The organism is candidate division Zixibacteria bacterium HGW-Zixibacteria-1, from assembly GCA_002838945.1.
In the GTDB taxonomy this organism is placed as follows: Bacteria; Zixibacteria; MSB-5A5; order GN15; family PGXB01; genus PGXB01.
In genome coordinates this window covers 65,146-83,250 of record PGXB01000016.1, presented here as the reverse complement: position 1 = coordinate 83,250, position 18,105 = coordinate 65,146, and the positions used below count along the sequence as shown (strand labels likewise).

Genomic DNA, 18,105 nt, shown 5'->3' with positions numbered 1-18,105 from the left:
TATTTCGCATTTAAAAAGTTTTAACCATCGGAGGAAGTATGAATGCAGTCAGGCGCTTGTTCCCCATGTTATTCATTATCTGTCTTTTTTCGGCTGCGGTATGGGGAGCAGACGAAATCTATATCGAAGTTCGCGTCGATTTGGACACGCCTGATGAACTCAGACAATTGTACCAATTAAACCCGGACATCGTGCAAGTGGGGCATAAGACAGTAACAATAATTACTGACAAGAAGGGGGTTGAAGAACTAACTGCCAATGGATTTAAATTTGAAATCATTCATGAAGATCTGGAGGCCTTCTATCAATCACGTTATCCCGATAAGGAATATACCGGATTTATGACTCTGAGCCAGATAATGACCGAACTCTTTTTCTATCATTATCTCTATCCTGAAATCACGACCGATACCATGAGCATAGGGAAAACTCTTGAAGGACGGGATATCATCGCCTTCAAAATATCCGATAATCCCGAAGTTGACGAAGATGAACCCGAAGTTTTTTTTAATGCCGCCATTCACGCACGCGAGGCAATTACTCCGCTTATCATTCTGGACATGGTCAGATACCTGCTTGAAAATTACGGTACCGATCCTGAAGTGACGCATCTTGTCAACGACCGCGAGCTGTGGTTTGTCCCGGTGATGAACCCGGACGGTTATCAGTATAATGTAGCGCATCAGTGGCCGGGCGGGATGTGGCGCAAAAATCGCAAAAATAACGGTGATGGTTCTTTCGGTATCGATCTGAACCGCAATTTTGGATATATGTGGGGTTATGACAATGCCGGCTCCTCGCCCGATGGCATCGATGAAACCTATCGCGGCACGGGGCCATTCTCGGAACTGGAGACCCAGGCCATTAGAGATTTTGTAATCGAACGCAATTTCGTCTTAACAATGAACTATCACTCCTGCTCCAATCTTTATCTCTGGGCCTATTCCTACAACAACTCCTATTCTCCGGATGAAGATATCTTTCGGGCTCTCGGCGATTCCATGAATGTCTATAATGGTTACGAGGCCGGTGTGGATGCAATCGGCTATCCGGTTAACGGCGGCGCCGATGACTGGATGTACGGTGAACAGACGCTTAAGAATAAAGTCATTGCCATCACACCCGAGGTCGGTAATTATAATGCCGACGGTTTCTGGCCGGAAACCTATCGTATCCCTGATCTTCTGGCCGAAAATCTTCAACCCAATTTGTTAATCGCCGAAATTGCGGGGCATATCGAGACAATTTTGAAACCGATTCCGCCGGTTCTGGCTGTTCCCGATTCAATCGACAACGCCGAACCGCTCGAAATTAACTGGGTGCACGAGGATGATCGCAACCCGGCCGTGCAATATGAGCTCGTGGAAATGAGCGATTATCAGGTGGTCGTGGATGGGGCTGACAATTTCAATAATTGGTACAGCCGCTATTTTGTGCTTGAGGGAGGTGTCTTTCACTCCGGGACCGACAACACGATTCCCCGATATATGCAGACGCTTCTTCCCTATACCGTCGCACCCAACGACACTTTGCGATTTATGATCTATTACGAAATTGCCGCCGCTGATATCGGCGGGTGGGATTTTGCCTATGCCGAAGTATCCACCGACGGTGTCAATTTCACCACGCTTCCCGGCAATTTGACTACCAACATCAATCCCTTCGGAAACAATCACGGCAACGGCATTACCGGCTGGTCGGGAGCCGAATGGGTCGAGGCTAAATTCAATCTTTCCGCATATGTCGGTCAGCAGGTTTATTTCAGAATTTCCTATGATGTCAATGAAAAGGCATTCGCGGGCGGCGGTATTTGGCTGGATGATATCCAACCGGTTCCGGCCTATGCAAGTTATACCATCATCGCTTCCGATTTAACGGACACTTCCTACACTTTTTCGAGTAAGCCGGAAGGCATTTATTACTACAAAGCTCGTGCCCTTGACGCCGATGGACAGTGGGGTGAATATTCCGGTGTCAAATCAGTGGTTGTCGGTAATCCGGCTATTTGCATGGATCCTGACGGCGACGGCCTCGGGACACCCGGCTACCCGGGCAGTAATTGCCCCGATGATAACTGCCCCTCGATCTATAATCCGAATCAGATCGACAGCGACGGTGACGGGATCGGAGATGAATGTGATGCCTGCACCGACCTGGACGGCGACGGTTATGGCGAACCCGGTTTTGCCGCCAATACCTGCACGATGGACAATTGTCCCAACCTGTATAACCCGGACCAGGCCGACTTTGACAGTGACGGCCTCGGCGATATGTGCGAACTTTGCGGCGATGCCGACAACAGCAATGTAGTTAATCTGCTTGATGTGACATTTATAATAAAATATTTGTACAAGGGCGGGCCGCCTCCGGCTCAGACCTGGATGGGCGATAATGACGGCAGCGGAGCCATAAATTTGCTTGATGCAACTTATCTTATCAGATTTCTATACAAAGGAAGACCGGCTCCGAGTTGCAGTTAGCGATTAATATAAAAAAGGGCAGCCCGTCGGCTGCCCTTTTTTATTGACAGAACTTCCGTGTAGATGGAATCTACTGCCAGTCACCCATGACAACAAAGGCCGCCCAGTCGGCCGGATGATCGATTTTATTTGTCGAACGCAATTCCTTCAGCTTCTTCAACTGCACCTCTCGCATTGCCCTCGAAATTTGAAAACCATTTCTTTCGTAGAAAGAGGAAAATAGTTCGGACGTAAGCCGATCCGACACCGGCCAGAGGGCGCTGACCACAGTCCGGGCGCCCGCCATCTGAAACGCCCTGCGAAGGCCATAAACGCCTTCTCCCTCATGTATTCTTCCCAGGCCGGTTTCACATGCGGAGAGCACGACGATCTTGGTTCCGTCAAGATCCAGCGCCGAGACTTCATAAGCCGTCAGAATTCCATCATCGATTCCGGCGCTGTCGGCGCCCTGACCATGAAGATTTGCACCCGCAAAAAACAGACCCGATTGAAGCAGAGGATTTTCACCGGCCCACTCATTTTCCTGTAAGGAAATTCCCCCCTGAGGTTCGGATGCGCAAACCCCATCCAGAAAATAACCATGTGTCGCCAGGTGAATAATTTCATTGCCCGGCGCCTTTTTCTTAAAGCAATCTTCAGTTGCTTTTTCACCCATGTGGAAACTGACCGGCCCCAACCCGAATTTTTCCCATGAAGCGGCTATCATTATTAGCTCCTGCCGGGTCCCCGGAAGCGGATCGAGCATAATTTCGTTCAAAGCGCCGCAACCTGAGCGCATACTTTTAGAACCGTATGCGAAGGGTATCGAAGGCCCGGCCGGCCCGTTCTTTCGAGCCGTTACCCGCGCATTTACCGAAGCATCATAATCGGGGTCACCGATAGCAAAAAGCCCTTCACCGGTCTCGCTTTTTGCAACTTGCCGCAAAATATCTCTGCCCGCGGACAGATAATGTATAATATATTTTTCGATCAAGTACCGACCGCTGTCATCAATAAGTCCCGCAAAAGAAATATTATTCAATTTCCCGTCGGGAGCTATTAACAGAAGGTCATAGTCCGAAATATATATGCTTACCGGTTTCCAGATTTTTTCAACCAGCTCGGCGCATATAATTCGGTAGGCATCCAAATCGGACTGCAGGCACTGTCGTGATTGCATTGCCGTCGTAAACATATGCTGCCGATACTTTTCCACGACCGCATCGATTTCAGCCGCCCTTCCCAGATCGATTATCACCGGTTCATGGTCCACCCTGATTATTACCGCCAGATAGCGGGAATCAAATGTAGTTGGTTCTGATGCCATTTTAGTATAAGCCAGGAATTCAATCAGGGCCGCATTATCGGGCAGCCTTTCTGCCACCCGTTCCGAGCGTATATCACGATAATCCTTTTGCCGCCTGTAACTGGCACTTCGTCGCGAAAGTTCGCTTTCCAAACTGTCGGCAAGGCTCATGAGCGAATCCGTCTTCCATTGATAACTGATTGCATCCTGACCAATACCGTCGACAAACAGGCGCGATAAATCGAACTTGGTAATTTGCAGAGTCTTTGCGATATTTTTGATATCCGGATCATCCTCTTTGGCAATGGCCCGCCTTCGCTCGAAAATTCTATCCGAGACCTGTCCTTTACCACAGAGAATTATGTCGGCTACCGACTTTGCAGCCGCATCGTTCGGAACATTTAACTCAAAATAGCGGGTTAGCAATTTATGCATGGAATTCTTATATAATCTGGAAAAAATAAGGGCGTCTTTTTCCGACATGTATAGCGCATTATCATCAAAATTAGACATCTTAATATCGCAGGCGCGCCCGGCATAAACGAAAGCGGAATCCACTTCCCCGATGTTGTTAAAATAGTCGCTATATGTCTCATAACAGTCGGCAACGGTCGTGTGCCCCTGCCCAAAAAGACTTATTCTCATATTTAACGAGGTGTCTATCAGCATCCGGGATCGGTCGTAAAATCCTTCTTTCAGGTAAACCAGGGCGAGATTGTTTAATATCTCTGCGGTCATCGGGTGGCATGATGGATATATTTTTTCACATATCCCAAGCGCCTTAGCCAGCAGCGAATCTGCTTTGAAATATTTATGGGCATCTCGATAAACCAGGGACAGGTCGAGGCAACAGGTTATCACATTCAGATGATCTTCACCCAGCAAATCGGCCGTTATTTCGTGGGATTGCAGAAGGTATTTTTCGGCCTTTTCAAATTTTCCCATTTTATGGTAAACCAGGCCGAGGGCATTCATAAGTTGAGCTGGAACCGGGTGATTCTCGCCGAAAACCTCGATATAAATGTCAAGAGCCTGGGTCAGCAATTCCTCGGCACGGCCAAAATTGTTCGTATTGCAATAAAGTTCGCCAAGAAACCAGAGATTCAAGGCGACATCGGGATGTCTCTCTCCACGGTGAATTCTCTTTATTTTCAGGGATTGTCTGAAATATTCTTCCGCCGCGGCATAATCGCCCTGGGAACAACTGATGGTGCCCAGATTGGACAGACATCTCCCGACCCTGATATCATCGGGCCCGTAAAGATCGGAATAGATTCCGAGACATCTTAAATAAATCTGCCGGGCCTCCTCCAGCCGCCCCTGCCTTCCCAGAACTACTCCCAATTCAAGCAAAGTGCCCGCCAGATCGGGATCCAATCCCCCAGGTGATTTTTCCCTGATTTCAATTGATTTATTGTAATATTCTTCCGCTTCGAATAACTTGTTTTGATTTCGACATACTAATGCAAGAAAATTATAACTCTCGGCGATAGCGGGATCCTCAGGATCGAGCAATCTCAGCCGCATGGCCAATGCCTGCCTGTGAAGTTGTTCGGAGTAACTATGGTTGCCTTTCAAATTGTGCAGACGGGCCAAATCGAAAATGGTTTGGGCTACGACGGGATGTTCGCGTCCCAGAACATTTTCCCTGATTCCCAGCGCCCGGTTTAAATATATTTCGGATTCCCCGAAATTCGTATCGGCGCGAAGATAAAGACCCAGTTTAAATAAGACCCCGGCGAAAGCAGTATCATTCTCGGGCAATTGAAGTTCGGCCAGCATCAAAGCTTTCCTGCCCAGCACTATCGCCGAGTCCAAAGACCTCACTTCAAGCAGAGAATCCGCCGATCTAATCAGTTCCGCCCATTTGGAATCGGACTCTGACGAACCGGCCCAAAGGGCAGTTAGAGTAATAATAAGGATGGTTGCCAGGGTTGTGATTATAGTGAGCATAATCCCTCTCAAGCAAATTCTCAATAATGATCGAATAAATAGACGGCTGAGTACAGATTTCTGGCAAAATTTTTTAATCGGGCCGGGAAATATCGCCACCATAATTTTCAGCTTTTCCCGCGAAAGCCATCCCTCTCAATAACATCCTCTACCTGATCAATATAACAAGATTGCCCTGATTCGTAAACAGAAATATGCGACGCCTTCAGAATCGGGTCAAACCGTCGGGCCGACCCGTCAGAATACCATTGAAAGTCCTTTTTTGTAAAATAGCTGCCTTCGGTAAACCTTTTAAGCTTGACAATATTAGACCCGATATTATATTTTAATGTGCTGCAAAGGTCTACCTATTGCAAAAATAAAATTTTGAAGGGGATAATATGCGCAAACCGAATCACCGTGGATTGATTACTTTTTATTTAATTGTGCCGGCACTGATTATTTTTTCCGCATCGGCTTTCGCCGAAACAGCCGCGTATGATGAGGCTCGGCAAGTCAGTGTTAACTGGCTTAATTATATGACCTTCCAGACGGGGGTATGGGGTGGATCGGCTGCTCCCGAAATAATCGGTTCCGAGGATATTATCGTAAATGATACCATTCTGGCCCGGTGTTTCAACATTTCTCCCCGGGGATTTATTATCGTCCCGGTCCTGAAAAATCTGCATCCCGTCAAATTCTATTCGGACGAGAGTAATCTTGACCTGAGTGAGACGCAGGGATTTGAAGCAATGGTGAGGGAAGTTCTGCAGTACGAGATAAGGACCTTTGTCGACATTTACGGCAGCCTTGAAGTGATTCCGTCGGATCAGGACCCCGTTCTTCTGGCTCCTTTTCACCGCCGGGAATGGGATAAATTCCTGGTCAGCGAAAACACCTTTAATGCGGAGCTGGCGGCCAAGAGTTTTCTTCCGCTGGAGGAAATCGGTCCCCTTCTAACTTCCACCTGGCACCAGGGCGCCCCGTATAATAATTACTGCCCGCCCGGCGACGGCGGCACCTGCGTCGTCGGCTGTGTCGCGACGGCTTCGGCGCAGATCATGAAGTATCATCAGTGGCCCCCCGAGGGAGTCGATTCATTAACTTATTATTGGTACGGCGATCAATCCTGCGGCGGTTCCAGTCCGGCCATGTTTTTGACGGGCTATTTCAACGATCCTTATGATTGGGAAAATATCGGCAATTCATGCGGGATATATGATGCCGCCGAAAAGCGGGCGGCTGTCGCCGAACTCTGCTATGAGGTTGGTGTGGCCGTGAGGATGCATTACGGTGTCTGCGGTTCCGGGGCCTACCATTTCAACGTTCCCGGCGTATTTACAGACTATTTCAGGTATTATGACGGCATCGAGGAAAAGCAACGAGCCAGATATAGTTATAACCAGTGGTCAGTCCTTCTCAAGGACCAGATCGAGCAGGGACATCCTTTTCAGTATGGTATTTACTCGCACTCGATAGTCGGTGACGGCTGGCGACAGACCGATTCGGCGACTCAGGTTCATTTTAATTATGGATGGGGCGGCAGCCGCAATGCCTGGTATACCATCGATAATTTATACTGCCCCTGGACCGGGTGCGCCTCGATGGTGGAATCGGCGATTATCAATATTATCCCGGATAAACGGGTTTACCTTACGGCGGACACATTATGGGGCCGGGTTCCTTTGACGGTTGCCTTTGGCGGACACAGCGAACTCCTGGTGGAGGACTGGAATTGGAATTTTGGAAATGGCGCATCCTCAAACGAGCAGTCGCTCCTCTATACATACACGACACCCGGACGCTTCGATGTTTCTCTCACGGTAAATGCCGGCACCGATACCTGCACCTATCAAACGACCAAATATATTACGGTTCTGGCCGATTCTCTGGTCGGCAACCGGGCGATGGGCAATGCAGGCGGCGTGGTGGAAGTTGTCATTCATGGCCGCAATACGGTGCCGCTGGAAATGATAAGAATCCCGGTGGAGTATGCGGGAACCCTGGACCTTACCTATCAAAGTTTTTCGACCGAGGGATGCCGCACCAACTACTTTGACCAGAAAAAGGCCATCAGTTTCGACCCGCTCAACAAACGCATCACTTTTTCGCTCTTGAATTACCAAAGCGACACCCCATTACTGGATGCAGGATCCGGCCCGATCTTGAAACTTTACTTTACAATCGGCGGTTCCGCTACGTACGAGCAAATGGCCACCATAATTATGGATGGTTACGGTTCTTACTATCCGATGTTTATGGGCCCGATTCTCGATTACGCTCCCGATTTGAGCGATGGCACCGTCACGTTGTATTATATGTGCGGGGATGCCGATCGCAACAACAGTATAAATATTCTTGATATTTCCTATCTGGTCTCTTATTTATATAAAAGCGGTCCGGCGCCTTTGCCGGAAATCGCCGGGGATGTCAATGCATCAGGAGACTGCAATCTGCTTGATATTACTTACCTTATCAGCTATATGTACAAGGGCGGCCCGGCTCCGGTAAATATTTTACCCGCCATTCTCATATACGACCCCAATACTCTACCATTTAATATGCTTAGCAATTACATTTGATGTTTGAATACGATATAAATGGAGCAATATCGTAATTATGATCAAGCCATTAATCGGGTATGGAATTAATTGATATTGACGGGAAAGTCAGATAATGATATATTTGCCAATAAAAGATGAAGGAAAAATATTTGGAAGGTCCAATTATCAAAGTTGGAATATATTGAGGCAAACTAACCAATAGAGGGAAAAAACAACAATGAGAAAAATCAAAGGATTGCTGCTCATTACGGCCCTAATAATCGCGCTGGCCCTTCCGGCCTTCATGATCAGCCCTGTCCTGGCCGAGGAAGAGACAAAATTGGGCTTTGCCGATTTTGACGGGGACGGCATCAACGACAATGCTGCCGATGATGACGGCGACGGCATCCCCAACGACGCCGACCCGGATTTTATAAAAGATGCCGGGGAACAGTCCGGTTTTATCAATTTTGCGGCCGGTCTGAAGACAACTGCTGTTGATGAGGCCCTGTTGACGAATTATGACAGATTCGGTAAGAAACGGTTTTGCGCGCGAGCCCTGACTGAAAACCGCTGCGGTTTCACATCGGAAGAAGGGTTCGGCTCCGATATCGGAATCGGCCTTGGATCCGCCGGAGGCGGCGCTTGCGCCGGAGGTGTCTGTAGATGAGGAAATATTTCTTTAGCCTGTTCAGTGCCATGGGTTTGTCTCTTTTGTTGACCTGGCCGAGCGCAGCCCAGACCAAAATTGAGTTCCAGGCGGCCGAAGGTTTTACCGATAATTTATTTCTGGATACAAACGCCGTGGAAGACACATACACAACTAACAAAGCCTCGATTTCAATGTATCCGGGATCATTTCTTGAACTGAGGCTCAAGAATGAGTACACTTATTACAGCACTAGATTTAACTTGAGTAATTTCAAGGGCGATATTGGTTTCACGCTTCTGCCGCTTAGCGACGCTTCGGCTTTTTCTCTTTACCTGTATGGTAATTTTGGAACACAGGTTTATCGAGTCGCTTATCAGCACTTCAGCTCTGACAATTATGACCTGGCCGCCGGCCTGGGATATACCCTGGGTGAAGCGGCTCAATTAAGAGTCGGTTGGAACTTCAACGACGCAGAGTACTCCCATGAATTGCCTGAAGTGGTCGATACCACCGATATGGTCATATCGCCATTCCCTCCATTCGACACTACTGTTTATACCGAAAAAAAATATGGTATGGTTGCCGACAATAGAAATCAGGAATTTTATATTGGAGGAAATTTTACTTTTTGGGGCTGCAATGTAATTGATGTAGAGGCCGGATATGCGCGAAAATATCTGTCCTATGTTGAGAAACCAGACAGGTTGTACTTAAGGCCGGAAGTTGATAATTTTGTCGATGGCAAGTTGGAAGCATACTATATATCACCACGATTTTCCAGGTCTATCGGCGATAAAATAGGCTTAAAAGTCACTTATACGTATCGAAGCTTAAGTGGTGACGATAATATTGTGGTTCCCGGAATTTCAACGGATTTTCTTTCGCCGTGGGCGTCGGTTTATGAGGGCGATGCCATAACAATGGCCGTCAAGACATTCCTGATACCTAATTTCATTGCCACTATCGGCGCGGCCTATTGGGACAAAGAATTTTTGATGACCGAACAGTATATTGAAGATAACGACAACAGAACACCTCCCATTCAAATTAGGGGCCGTCATGATTATCAGTCAAAGGTATTCCTTTCATTCCAGAGACCATTTCCTCTTCATTTGGGATCCTTAATCGAACCGGCTATTCAGTTTGACTATTCTGATAACAACTCATCCAATGAACTTTATAATTACACTAATTTTTCAGTATTGCTGGCATTAAAAGCCAGATTTTAGAAAAATAGAGACCCGAAAAAGGCAGGCAAGATTCCTGCCTTTTTTAATAATTAGTGCTTTATTATATACCTGCCGGTATAGTTTATATTCATCCATGTTTATAGTTTATTCTTGACACCTATAAAAAAATCATTATATTTTTTATAATGGCATGTTCCGGATGACTCTATGCACAATTTGAAGTTATGGGGACCGGGCCACCACATAAAAGAGAGGTAAAGAATCCGCCGTTTTGGCACCCTTGACTTACTGCAAGTATTTGGTAGATTATAACTTGGAAGAGAAACTGAATTTTTAATAACAAACAATTTGGAGGGCACAATGACCGTCACTAAGGGCAGTCTTTTGGGCTTATTGGTTGTTGCATCAATCCTGACCGCTTCGCTGGCGATCGGAGAGGCCTTCAAGGTTTATCCGTATGAGCGAAGCAGCGAATATCAGCCGGCTGTAACTCCGGCCGATTCTCCCGCCGAAGGCCGGGGTTACCTTGGCCGCTTGATGATTTACATTGTCGAGCCGGATTCCCGGTGGATGACATATACTGCCGGGCAGTATTATCACAACGGTTTTATTGGATTTGCCTATGACAGCACATTTGATTTGACCGCTTTGGGCGGTACCCTTGACCGCACCCTAAGCTGGCATCCCATTTCGTCATATAATGATATCACGCCTGACAATCTGATGGCTATAGCGGTTCTCTATGATATGTCACAATATGTCACAACTTGCTGTGATACCAACATTTCCGTTTGCAACTATTATTTCGATGCATATTATAGTGATGCATGTGCCGCTGCCACGGTCGATGAACAGTGGTACAATACGGTTAATGACAACTTTACGCATACGGTATTTATTGAAGAAGGAACGGCGACGTGGTGCCCCAGTTGCCCAAGTATGGCCACTCAATTGGCCTTTGCGCATGATTATTATACGGATTTTCCGTTCTTTTATGCGGCCATGGTAGTTGATAAAGACGATGCCGCCGATGCGCGTATGAATGATGATCTTAACCTCCACTGGCTGCCGACGACATATTTCGACGGCGGTCAATCTGTGCAGGTCGGATCCACTGCCTGGTATAATATTGGCGGAATGGTGGAGAATTGCGGCCATCGCACGGTCCCGGGCTTTGGACTTAAAGTCGAATTAACCCAGATCAGCGGCGTTAATTATCAGGTTCATGTATCGCTGGCGGAAAACCAAAGGCCGAATACTCCTCCCGCCCCGACCGGTGATATTCAGGCCATGGCCGGCGGAACCTGTCAGTACACCGGTAATACAACCGATCCCAACAGCGATCAGATGTACTTCCGTTTTGACTGGGGAGGTTCCGTGTCAGAATGGTACGGCCCGGTGAATTCTGGTGCCGATTGCATTGGCGATCATACCTGGGCCGCCGGTGGGAACTTTGTTGTGAAAACGCAGGCCAAGGACAGTTGGGGATTTGAATCATCATGGTCAACCGGATTGAACGTGACGGTTTATGCTTATATGGCCGGTGATCCCAACGGCAGCGGTACAGTCAATATTCTCGATTGTACTTATATAATTAATTATCTGTACAAAGGCGGCCCGGCGCCGAATCCATTGCAATCAGGTGATGTAAACGGCAATGGCTCGACCAATATTCTCGATGTCACCTACCTGATTAATTATCTGTATAAAGGCGGTCCGGCGCCCGTTTATCCTTCATAATTAATTTTCAGAGTTATACAAAAGGCCGATTCGGAAATTCCGAACCGGCCTTTTTGATTGGATTGGATGGATGATTTTATAATCCGCTGAATTGAATGTCCTTGAAATAAAGACTCGGGCGCCTGATCGAAGAATACGGGTAGGCGTCGTTTCCGGTTGCATCCAATTGCTGAAAGAGATCCAGAAGATTCCCGGAAATATTCATCTCATTGACCGGCCGGATAATCTTTCCGTCTTCGATGTACATACCGATAATACCCATCGAATAATCGCCGGTGGTGGAGTTGGAGTTGCCGCCGATGAATGAGGTTACAAAAATACCCTTTTGAACATCCTTTATCAGCTCAGCCAGAGATTTATCGCCCAATTCAATAATGGAATTGGTGCGACCGGAGATGGTTGGTTCCATGGCCAGCTTCCGACCGTAATAATTGCTGATAAAATAGGATTTTAGAATTCCTTTATCTATTATGATCCGGCGCCTGGTGGCCATGCCTTCATTGTCAAATAACTTTGAACCAAGGCCCGAAATCAGAAAAGGATCATCGGTAATGGTTGTTTTTTCGGAAGCAATCCTCTCCCCCAGCTTGCCTTCGAGAAATGAGTTTTTCCTATAGAGAGCACTGCCGGACATCGGGTAGTCGAGGGATCCTATCAGTCGGCTGGCGGCGCGATTTTCGACAACCATATCATATAAGCCGGACTCCATTTTTTTCTGCCCTAATTTTTGCCCAGCGCGTTCGACCGCCTTTTTCGACAATTCTCCGGGTCCCGGAATGTCCTTTATGAACCGAACTGTTGCCCAATCCCAGTCACTCGGGCGCCCCCCGTTTTCATCCTGAAGGGTTACCTCTAATCCCCCCGAGAAAGCGGTTTCCCGGCTGAATCCCTCAAAGCCATTGCTATTGACTTTGATAAATTCCGAATAGGTATCGGCATACTGGCTGGTGGAGGTAATCAAATTGTCGGCCAGGCCGCCTACCGACTCGTCGATCCTTCGGGCCATTTCCACCCGGTCGCTCGAGGTAATATTATCATATGCGGAATCATATATTTTCAGATCGATTTCCTGCTGCCCCTGATAATATTTGGGGTCGGGCAAGCCGCGAGACGGGTCCTCACCCAGCAGTTTTGTCATAGCCACGGAACCATCGATAAATCGTTCCAGTTCGGTTTTGCGCATGTCATTGGTGGTACTGCTGGAATAGCGGCCGGCGGCATAAATTTCAAGATTCAATGAATTCTGAGTCGATTCTTTCAATTCCTCCAGCTCATGGTCGCGGTAGCTGACCTCGATATCTCTGGAATATGCAATATCCACGGCGGCATCATTGGCCCCGGCCTTTTTGGCCCGGTCGATCGCCCAATGTGCCAGTTCAAGTCTTTCTTTTTTATTCATTTCATTTATCCTGTTTACCGGTTAATAATTCACCTTGCGATAAAATGTCATAATCAGGAACTGACGCCCCCGACGGTTATTGACGACACCTTTACGGTCGGCAGACCCATAGAGACCGGAACCCCCTGTCCCCCCTTGCCACACGTCCAGCCGCCTTCGGTGAACTCGAGATCGTCGCCTACCATAACGACTTTTGTCAATACATCGGGGCCATTTCCAATTATATTAATGTCCTTGATGGGCCGGGTCAGTTTGCCATCTTCTATCAAATAACCGGATTTGACATAAAATGTAAAATCACCGGGGCCGATTCTGACTTCGCCATTGGTAAATGTTTCGGTATAGATGCCCTTCTTGACGCTGCCGATGATTTCCTCTTTGGTGTGAGGGCCGGGCAGCATGTAAGTATTTCTCATCCTGGGTATGGGCGAATAACGGAATGACTGCCGGCGCCCGCTGCCGGTCGGTTTGACACCGTAAAATTTGGAACTTATCCGGTCATGCAGATAGCTTCTTAGTATGCCGTTTTCGACAAGAAAGGTTTCTTCCGTGTCATTGCCTTCATCATCGACATTTATCGAACCGCGCATATTCATGTTGGTACCGCTATCGACAATCGACACAAATTTCTCGGCGACCGGTTTGTTAATCTTATCCGAGAAAATGGATTCTCCCTTTCGATTGGCATCGGCTTCCATGCCGTGGCCGATGGCCTCATGCAGCAAAATTCCGGAACTGCCGGCGGCCAGAACGACTTCCATCTCCCCGGCCTCGGGCTTGACCGCTTCGAACTGCCTGAGCGCCAGATCGGCCGCCTGATTGACCAGCCGGTCAACCGCCTCATCGGTAAAATGCTCTATTCCATTCCTGACGCTGATGGTGTAATCGGCGTCTTCTTTTCGTCCATTCTGTTCGGCCACGCAGACGACATAAAGCTCACCCATTGGCTGATAATCATAAACTATCCGGCCCTCGGAGGTGGCCATAAGAATATATTTTGAGATATCCTCGAGCCAGACCCTAGCCTTGATTATGCGGCTGTCCCTGGATAATATCTTCTCATTGACCTTTTGAAGATAGGGTATTTTTTTATCGATTCCGACTTCTTCCCATAATGATTTAACCGGGTAATAGCTCGGGATTTGATGTTCACTGAGGCCGACCGGGGGCATATTTTTGCTTTCATTGGCGATGTTGGCTGCCGTCCGCGCCGCTTTGATCATAGCTTCGACGGTAATTTCCTCGGTAAATGAATATCCCGTCTTTTCGCCTTCTATCACCCTGATGCCGACCCCGTAATCGATAGTGGAATAGGCCCGGTTTACGGCGCTGTCCTCCAGGCCCATCGAATTGGAAATGGTGTGGTCGAAATAAATATCGCAATAATCTCCGCCGCGCTCCAGCGCCGCCGTCATTACCTTTCGAATGGTGGTCTCATCGACTCCAAAATGATTGTAATAATCGCTCAGTGAAGCGCTTTCGGGTGATACGGCCGCAAAGGCCGCCAGCGGATTGAATTTGAAAATAAACGGGATGCTGACCAGGGCCAGCCCCTTGGCTCCGGTCTTGATGAATTCTCTACGCGTCACTCCGCCCATAAAAACTCCCTTGTAAATTTATGGATAATATTGATATTGACATGACCTAAAACTACCGGGAAATTTCATATTCTTTAGACGCCATTGCTTTTTACAAAGATTCATTTAATTTGCTTGCGGTAATAATATTTTGGCATATAATTACAGCAAGCCAACGGCCAAAAGCCTGCGAAGTGACATAATGAATAATCTTGCTGTGAGGAATTGAAATGGCTAAGAATTTTGCTTTGACGGGCGTTTCCGGATACATCGCCCCCCGACACTTGAAAGCAATCAAGGATACAGGTAATTTTCTTATAGCGGCTGTTGACCCGCATGATTCCGCCGGCATTTTGGACAGCTATTTCGAAGGCGTTCGCTTTTTTACCGAGTTTGAGAGATTCGACCGGCATATCGAAATGCTTCGTCGTAAAGGCGAAAATCAACGTGTTCATTATGTCAGTATTTGTTCACCCAATTATCTGCATGACGCTCATGCCCGGTTTGCATTACGAGTCGGCGCCGATGCCATTTGCGAAAAACCGCTGGTCCTCAATCCCTGGAATGTCGACGCCCTGGCCGAACTGGAAAACGAATTCAATCAGAGAATATTTACCATTCTTCAACTTAGAGTCCACCCATCGCTGGTCGCAATTAAAGAAAAACTCGAAAAAGAGCCACCTAAGACCAAAAATGACATACGATTAACATACGTCACATCTCGCGGGCCATGGTACCTGGCATCATGGAAGGGCCAGATCGAACGCTCCGGCGGACTGCCGACCAATATTGGAATTCACTTCTTCGATCTCCTGATATGGCTTTTTGGAAGGGCGGAATTCAGCGAGGTCCATGTCTCGACCGTGACTAAAATCGGCGGATATATCGAACTGGCCAATGCCAGGGTTCAGTGGTTTCTGTCGATAGATAAGAATGACGTTCCTGCTGAAATTCTGGCGAAGGGTCAGCGGACTTATCGCTCGATCACGATCAATGGCGAAGAGATTGAGTTCTCCGGAGGTTTCACGGATCTGCACACCATGGTTTATCAGCGCACTCTCGATGGGCACGGCTTCGGCCTGGAAGATGCCCGGCCATCCATAGAGTTGGTTCATAAAATAAGAAACGCCAAGGAAATCGGAATCAATCTCAACACTCATCCCTTCTTAAGGAAAAGCGGCGGCCAGTAATTAATTTCGGCCAATGAGGATATGAATTGGCTAAAAAGAGAGCAGACAAAAGTAATAAAAAAGACCAGGATAATTTTTTCTCCGCCATATTCTTTATCGTTGCAGCCTTAATCTCTCTCAGGTTTATCGGTTCATTTCTGCCGGAAAAGCGTCTTTGGGGTCTAAATCATGCCGGCTATCTGGACGGCCTGGTTCTGCTCTATATAGTTTTTCTCATACTGACTTTGATATTATATTTCAGGGGGAAACGTAAGCCCGGAATCATCCCGAACAGATTGATCGAATCACCCGGGACAATCTATAAGACGCTGGTCCCTTTCTTTATTGTGATCGCATCCGCAACCGCCTTTTACTTCCTCAGTGTCTCGGCCCATTTCATGGGCGACGGCTATCAATTGATTTCGTGGCTGTTCGAGACCAACCGGGCGCCGAAGGCGCGGGCTTTTGGTGAGATGAAAATCCACCAGATATTTTTTGAAATGCTCGGGATCGGAGAACGCGCCAATGCCTATTATTCATTCAAATATATATCAATTGGTTCCGGAATAATTTTTGTTGCATCGCTTCTTTACTACAGCGGCCGTTTGTTTCAGTCATATTTTTCACGTTCTGCCTTTATTCTGATTAATATCTTATCGGCCGGAACGGTTCTATTTTATGGTTATGTCGAATTATATTCGATTCAGACCGCCTGCCTGTACCTGTTTTTCCTGTCATCCCTGGCGGCTATTATCGAAAAGAAAAAATCACCGGTTCCCATTATCATTTTTGCCATTGCCGGTTTTCTGCATAAAATAAGCTTTATCTACTTCCCTGCTCTTGCGATTTATTTATTTATCATACTTGCCAATGACGAACTCATTAATAAGGTTATGGCGCATTTCAGGCATTTTATGCTGGTTCTTATCTTTGGTTTTGTTGCTGTATATGCGGCAGTTAAGCTTTTCGCGCCGATGTACTGGCAGCAGGCTTTTCTTTCTCCATTCGGCGACCGTTTCACTACCGACGGATATTATTTGCTTTCATCTAATCATCTATTCGACTTCATAAATCTGCTGCTGCTGCTGGTGCCTGTCGCCCTTATTACCTTTATTCTTTTCACGGCCGGGATCAGAACCGAAAAGGGCCCCAACCATGCGTCGATAGTATTATTTCTTACGACCGGTGTTATCGCCGGCCTCCTGACCGCCTTCACTCTCGAACCGGAACTGGGTATGGCCCGCGACTGGGATCTGCTCTCCACTCTTCTGATTGGAGTACAAATCGCCGGCGTCTTTATTTGGGTATGTGGCTATCAGAACCGGCGGCATTTCCAAGCGGCGACAGTAATGATAATTATCTTATGCCTCTCGATTTTTGTGCCCTGGATCGCCATGCTTAATTCAATCAAGAGCTCATATTTTTACAGTCTTGCCGTCATGGAACTCGACCCCAAACACAGCCGCACCGGCATGTTCACCATGATTCCCTTGAATCAAAAACAGGGGAATACCCAGGAAGAACAGCGGCTGAAAAGATACTGCGCCATAAACTACCCTGAGATTGATTTGCACAAGCAAGGCGAACGGGAACTTTTAAATGGCAACTACCGGCAGGCCGAGACTTTCATCGATCGGGCCATTGCCGCAAATCCCGGTTTTTCCCGCTCCTATGAAACCAGGGCGCGTATTCAGAATGAAATGGGCCGCTATGATGAAGCGCTGGAAAATTTGAAAATCGCCGACGGTCTTAATCCATACAGCTCGACGACCAATTATTATATGGGGTTGACCTATGGAAAAATGGGTGAAATCGATAAAGCTGTAAAATCATGGCGGCTGGCGGTGCATTATGATGCCATCAATCCTTTTCCCTATCTCGACCTTGCCAATTACTTCTATGATCGGGGAAAGGCTGACTCGGCCCGCTATTACTTTGGCCTGATTCCGGACACGGCCGCCCTCTCGCCTTCATATAACTATTACCGTTTCGGGGTTGATGGTTTGAAATATGGCGACACAGCAAGTGCCAGGATATTTCTCAAGCGGTATCTTGAAAAAGGCGATGATTCCACTCTAATATCAAATGTCAATCGAATCATGAATTCTTTGCCATCGGAGACGGACTGAAAGCGCCGG

The 18,105-nt window shown here is 47.4% G+C and carries 10 protein-coding genes; 7 read left to right on the top strand and 3 right to left on the bottom strand.

Features of this window, described 5'->3' with window-relative positions:
* Positions 1-38 precede the first annotated feature (38 nt).
* Complete coding sequence (locus CVT49_08085) at positions 39-2,480, top strand: hypothetical protein (protein ID PKK83582.1); 2,442 nt, start codon at positions 39-41, stop codon at positions 2,478-2,480.
* Between the two features lie 70 nt (positions 2,481-2,550).
* Here CVT49_08085 and CVT49_08080 read toward each other — a convergent pair whose 3' ends face one another.
* The gene (locus CVT49_08080; protein ID PKK83581.1) at positions 2,551-5,820 is read right to left on the bottom strand and encodes a hypothetical protein; all 3,270 of its coding nucleotides are present in this window, start codon (positions 5,818-5,820) and stop codon (positions 2,551-2,553) included.
* Positions 5,821-6,098: 278 nt separating this feature from the next.
* Between CVT49_08080 and CVT49_08075 the strand changes: the two genes are divergently transcribed.
* The 4 genes from CVT49_08075 (at position 6,099) to CVT49_08060 (ending at position 11,822) form a co-directional block, all read left to right on the top strand.
* Positions 6,099-8,279, top strand: coding sequence for a hypothetical protein (locus CVT49_08075; protein ID PKK83580.1), 2,181 nt, complete (start codon positions 6,099-6,101; stop codon positions 8,277-8,279).
* Positions 8,280-8,478: 199 nt separating this feature from the next.
* On the top strand, positions 8,479-8,910 hold the full coding sequence (locus CVT49_08070; protein ID PKK83579.1) for a hypothetical protein: 432 nt from the start codon (positions 8,479-8,481) through the stop codon (positions 8,908-8,910).
* Entirely contained in the window at positions 8,907-10,121 is a 1,215-nt protein-coding gene (locus CVT49_08065) for a hypothetical protein (protein PKK83578.1), read from the top strand. Before CVT49_08070 ends, CVT49_08065 begins: the two co-directional genes overlap by 4 nt.
* A 321-nt stretch (positions 10,122-10,442) precedes the next feature.
* Positions 10,443-11,822: a hypothetical protein gene (locus tag CVT49_08060; GenBank protein PKK83577.1), complete on the top strand. Its 1,380-nt coding sequence runs from the start codon at positions 10,443-10,445 to the stop codon at positions 11,820-11,822.
* 76 nt (positions 11,823-11,898) lie between these two features.
* On the opposite strand, the gene CVT49_08055 is transcribed toward CVT49_08060, so the two are convergent.
* Both CVT49_08055 and CVT49_08050 read right to left on the bottom strand, forming a co-directional pair.
* A complete protein-coding gene (locus CVT49_08055; GenBank protein PKK83576.1) occupies positions 11,899-13,221 on the bottom strand; it encodes a TldD/PmbA family protein in 1,323 nt (440 codons plus the stop codon).
* 53 nt (positions 13,222-13,274) lie between these two features.
* Entirely contained in the window at positions 13,275-14,819 is a 1,545-nt protein-coding gene (locus CVT49_08050) for a peptidase U62 (protein ID PKK83575.1), read from the bottom strand.
* 209 nt (positions 14,820-15,028) lie between these two features.
* Here CVT49_08050 and CVT49_08045 point away from each other — a divergent pair, with 209 nt between their 5' ends.
* Complete coding sequence (locus CVT49_08045; protein ID PKK83574.1) at positions 15,029-15,988, top strand: oxidoreductase; 960 nt, start codon at positions 15,029-15,031, stop codon at positions 15,986-15,988.
* Positions 15,989-16,014: 26 nt separating this feature from the next.
* Positions 16,015-18,096 carry a hypothetical protein gene (locus tag CVT49_08040; protein PKK83573.1) on the top strand — a complete coding sequence of 694 codons (2,082 nt, stop codon included), beginning with the start codon at positions 16,015-16,017 and terminating at the stop codon, positions 18,094-18,096.
* The last annotated feature ends 9 nt before the right edge of the window (positions 18,097-18,105 follow it).

Coding starts and splice junctions, on each gene's coding strand:
- CVT49_08085 (PKK83582.1), top strand. CDS start 39: ATGAATGCAGTCAGGCGCTTGTTCCCCATGTTATTCATTATCTGTCTT.
- CVT49_08080 (PKK83581.1), bottom strand. CDS start 5,820: ATGGTGGCGATATTTCCCGGCCCGATTAAAAAATTTTGCCAGAAATCT.
- CVT49_08075 (PKK83580.1), top strand. CDS start 6,099: ATGCGCAAACCGAATCACCGTGGATTGATTACTTTTTATTTAATTGTG.
- CVT49_08070 (PKK83579.1), top strand. CDS start 8,479: ATGAGAAAAATCAAAGGATTGCTGCTCATTACGGCCCTAATAATCGCG.
- CVT49_08065 (PKK83578.1), top strand. CDS start 8,907: ATGAGGAAATATTTCTTTAGCCTGTTCAGTGCCATGGGTTTGTCTCTT.
- CVT49_08060 (PKK83577.1), top strand. CDS start 10,443: ATGACCGTCACTAAGGGCAGTCTTTTGGGCTTATTGGTTGTTGCATCA.
- CVT49_08055 (PKK83576.1), bottom strand. CDS start 13,221: ATGAATAAAAAAGAAAGACTTGAACTGGCACATTGGGCGATCGACCGG.
- CVT49_08050 (PKK83575.1), bottom strand. CDS start 14,819: ATGGGCGGAGTGACGCGTAGAGAATTCATCAAGACCGGAGCCAAGGGG.
- CVT49_08045 (PKK83574.1), top strand. CDS start 15,029: ATGGCTAAGAATTTTGCTTTGACGGGCGTTTCCGGATACATCGCCCCC.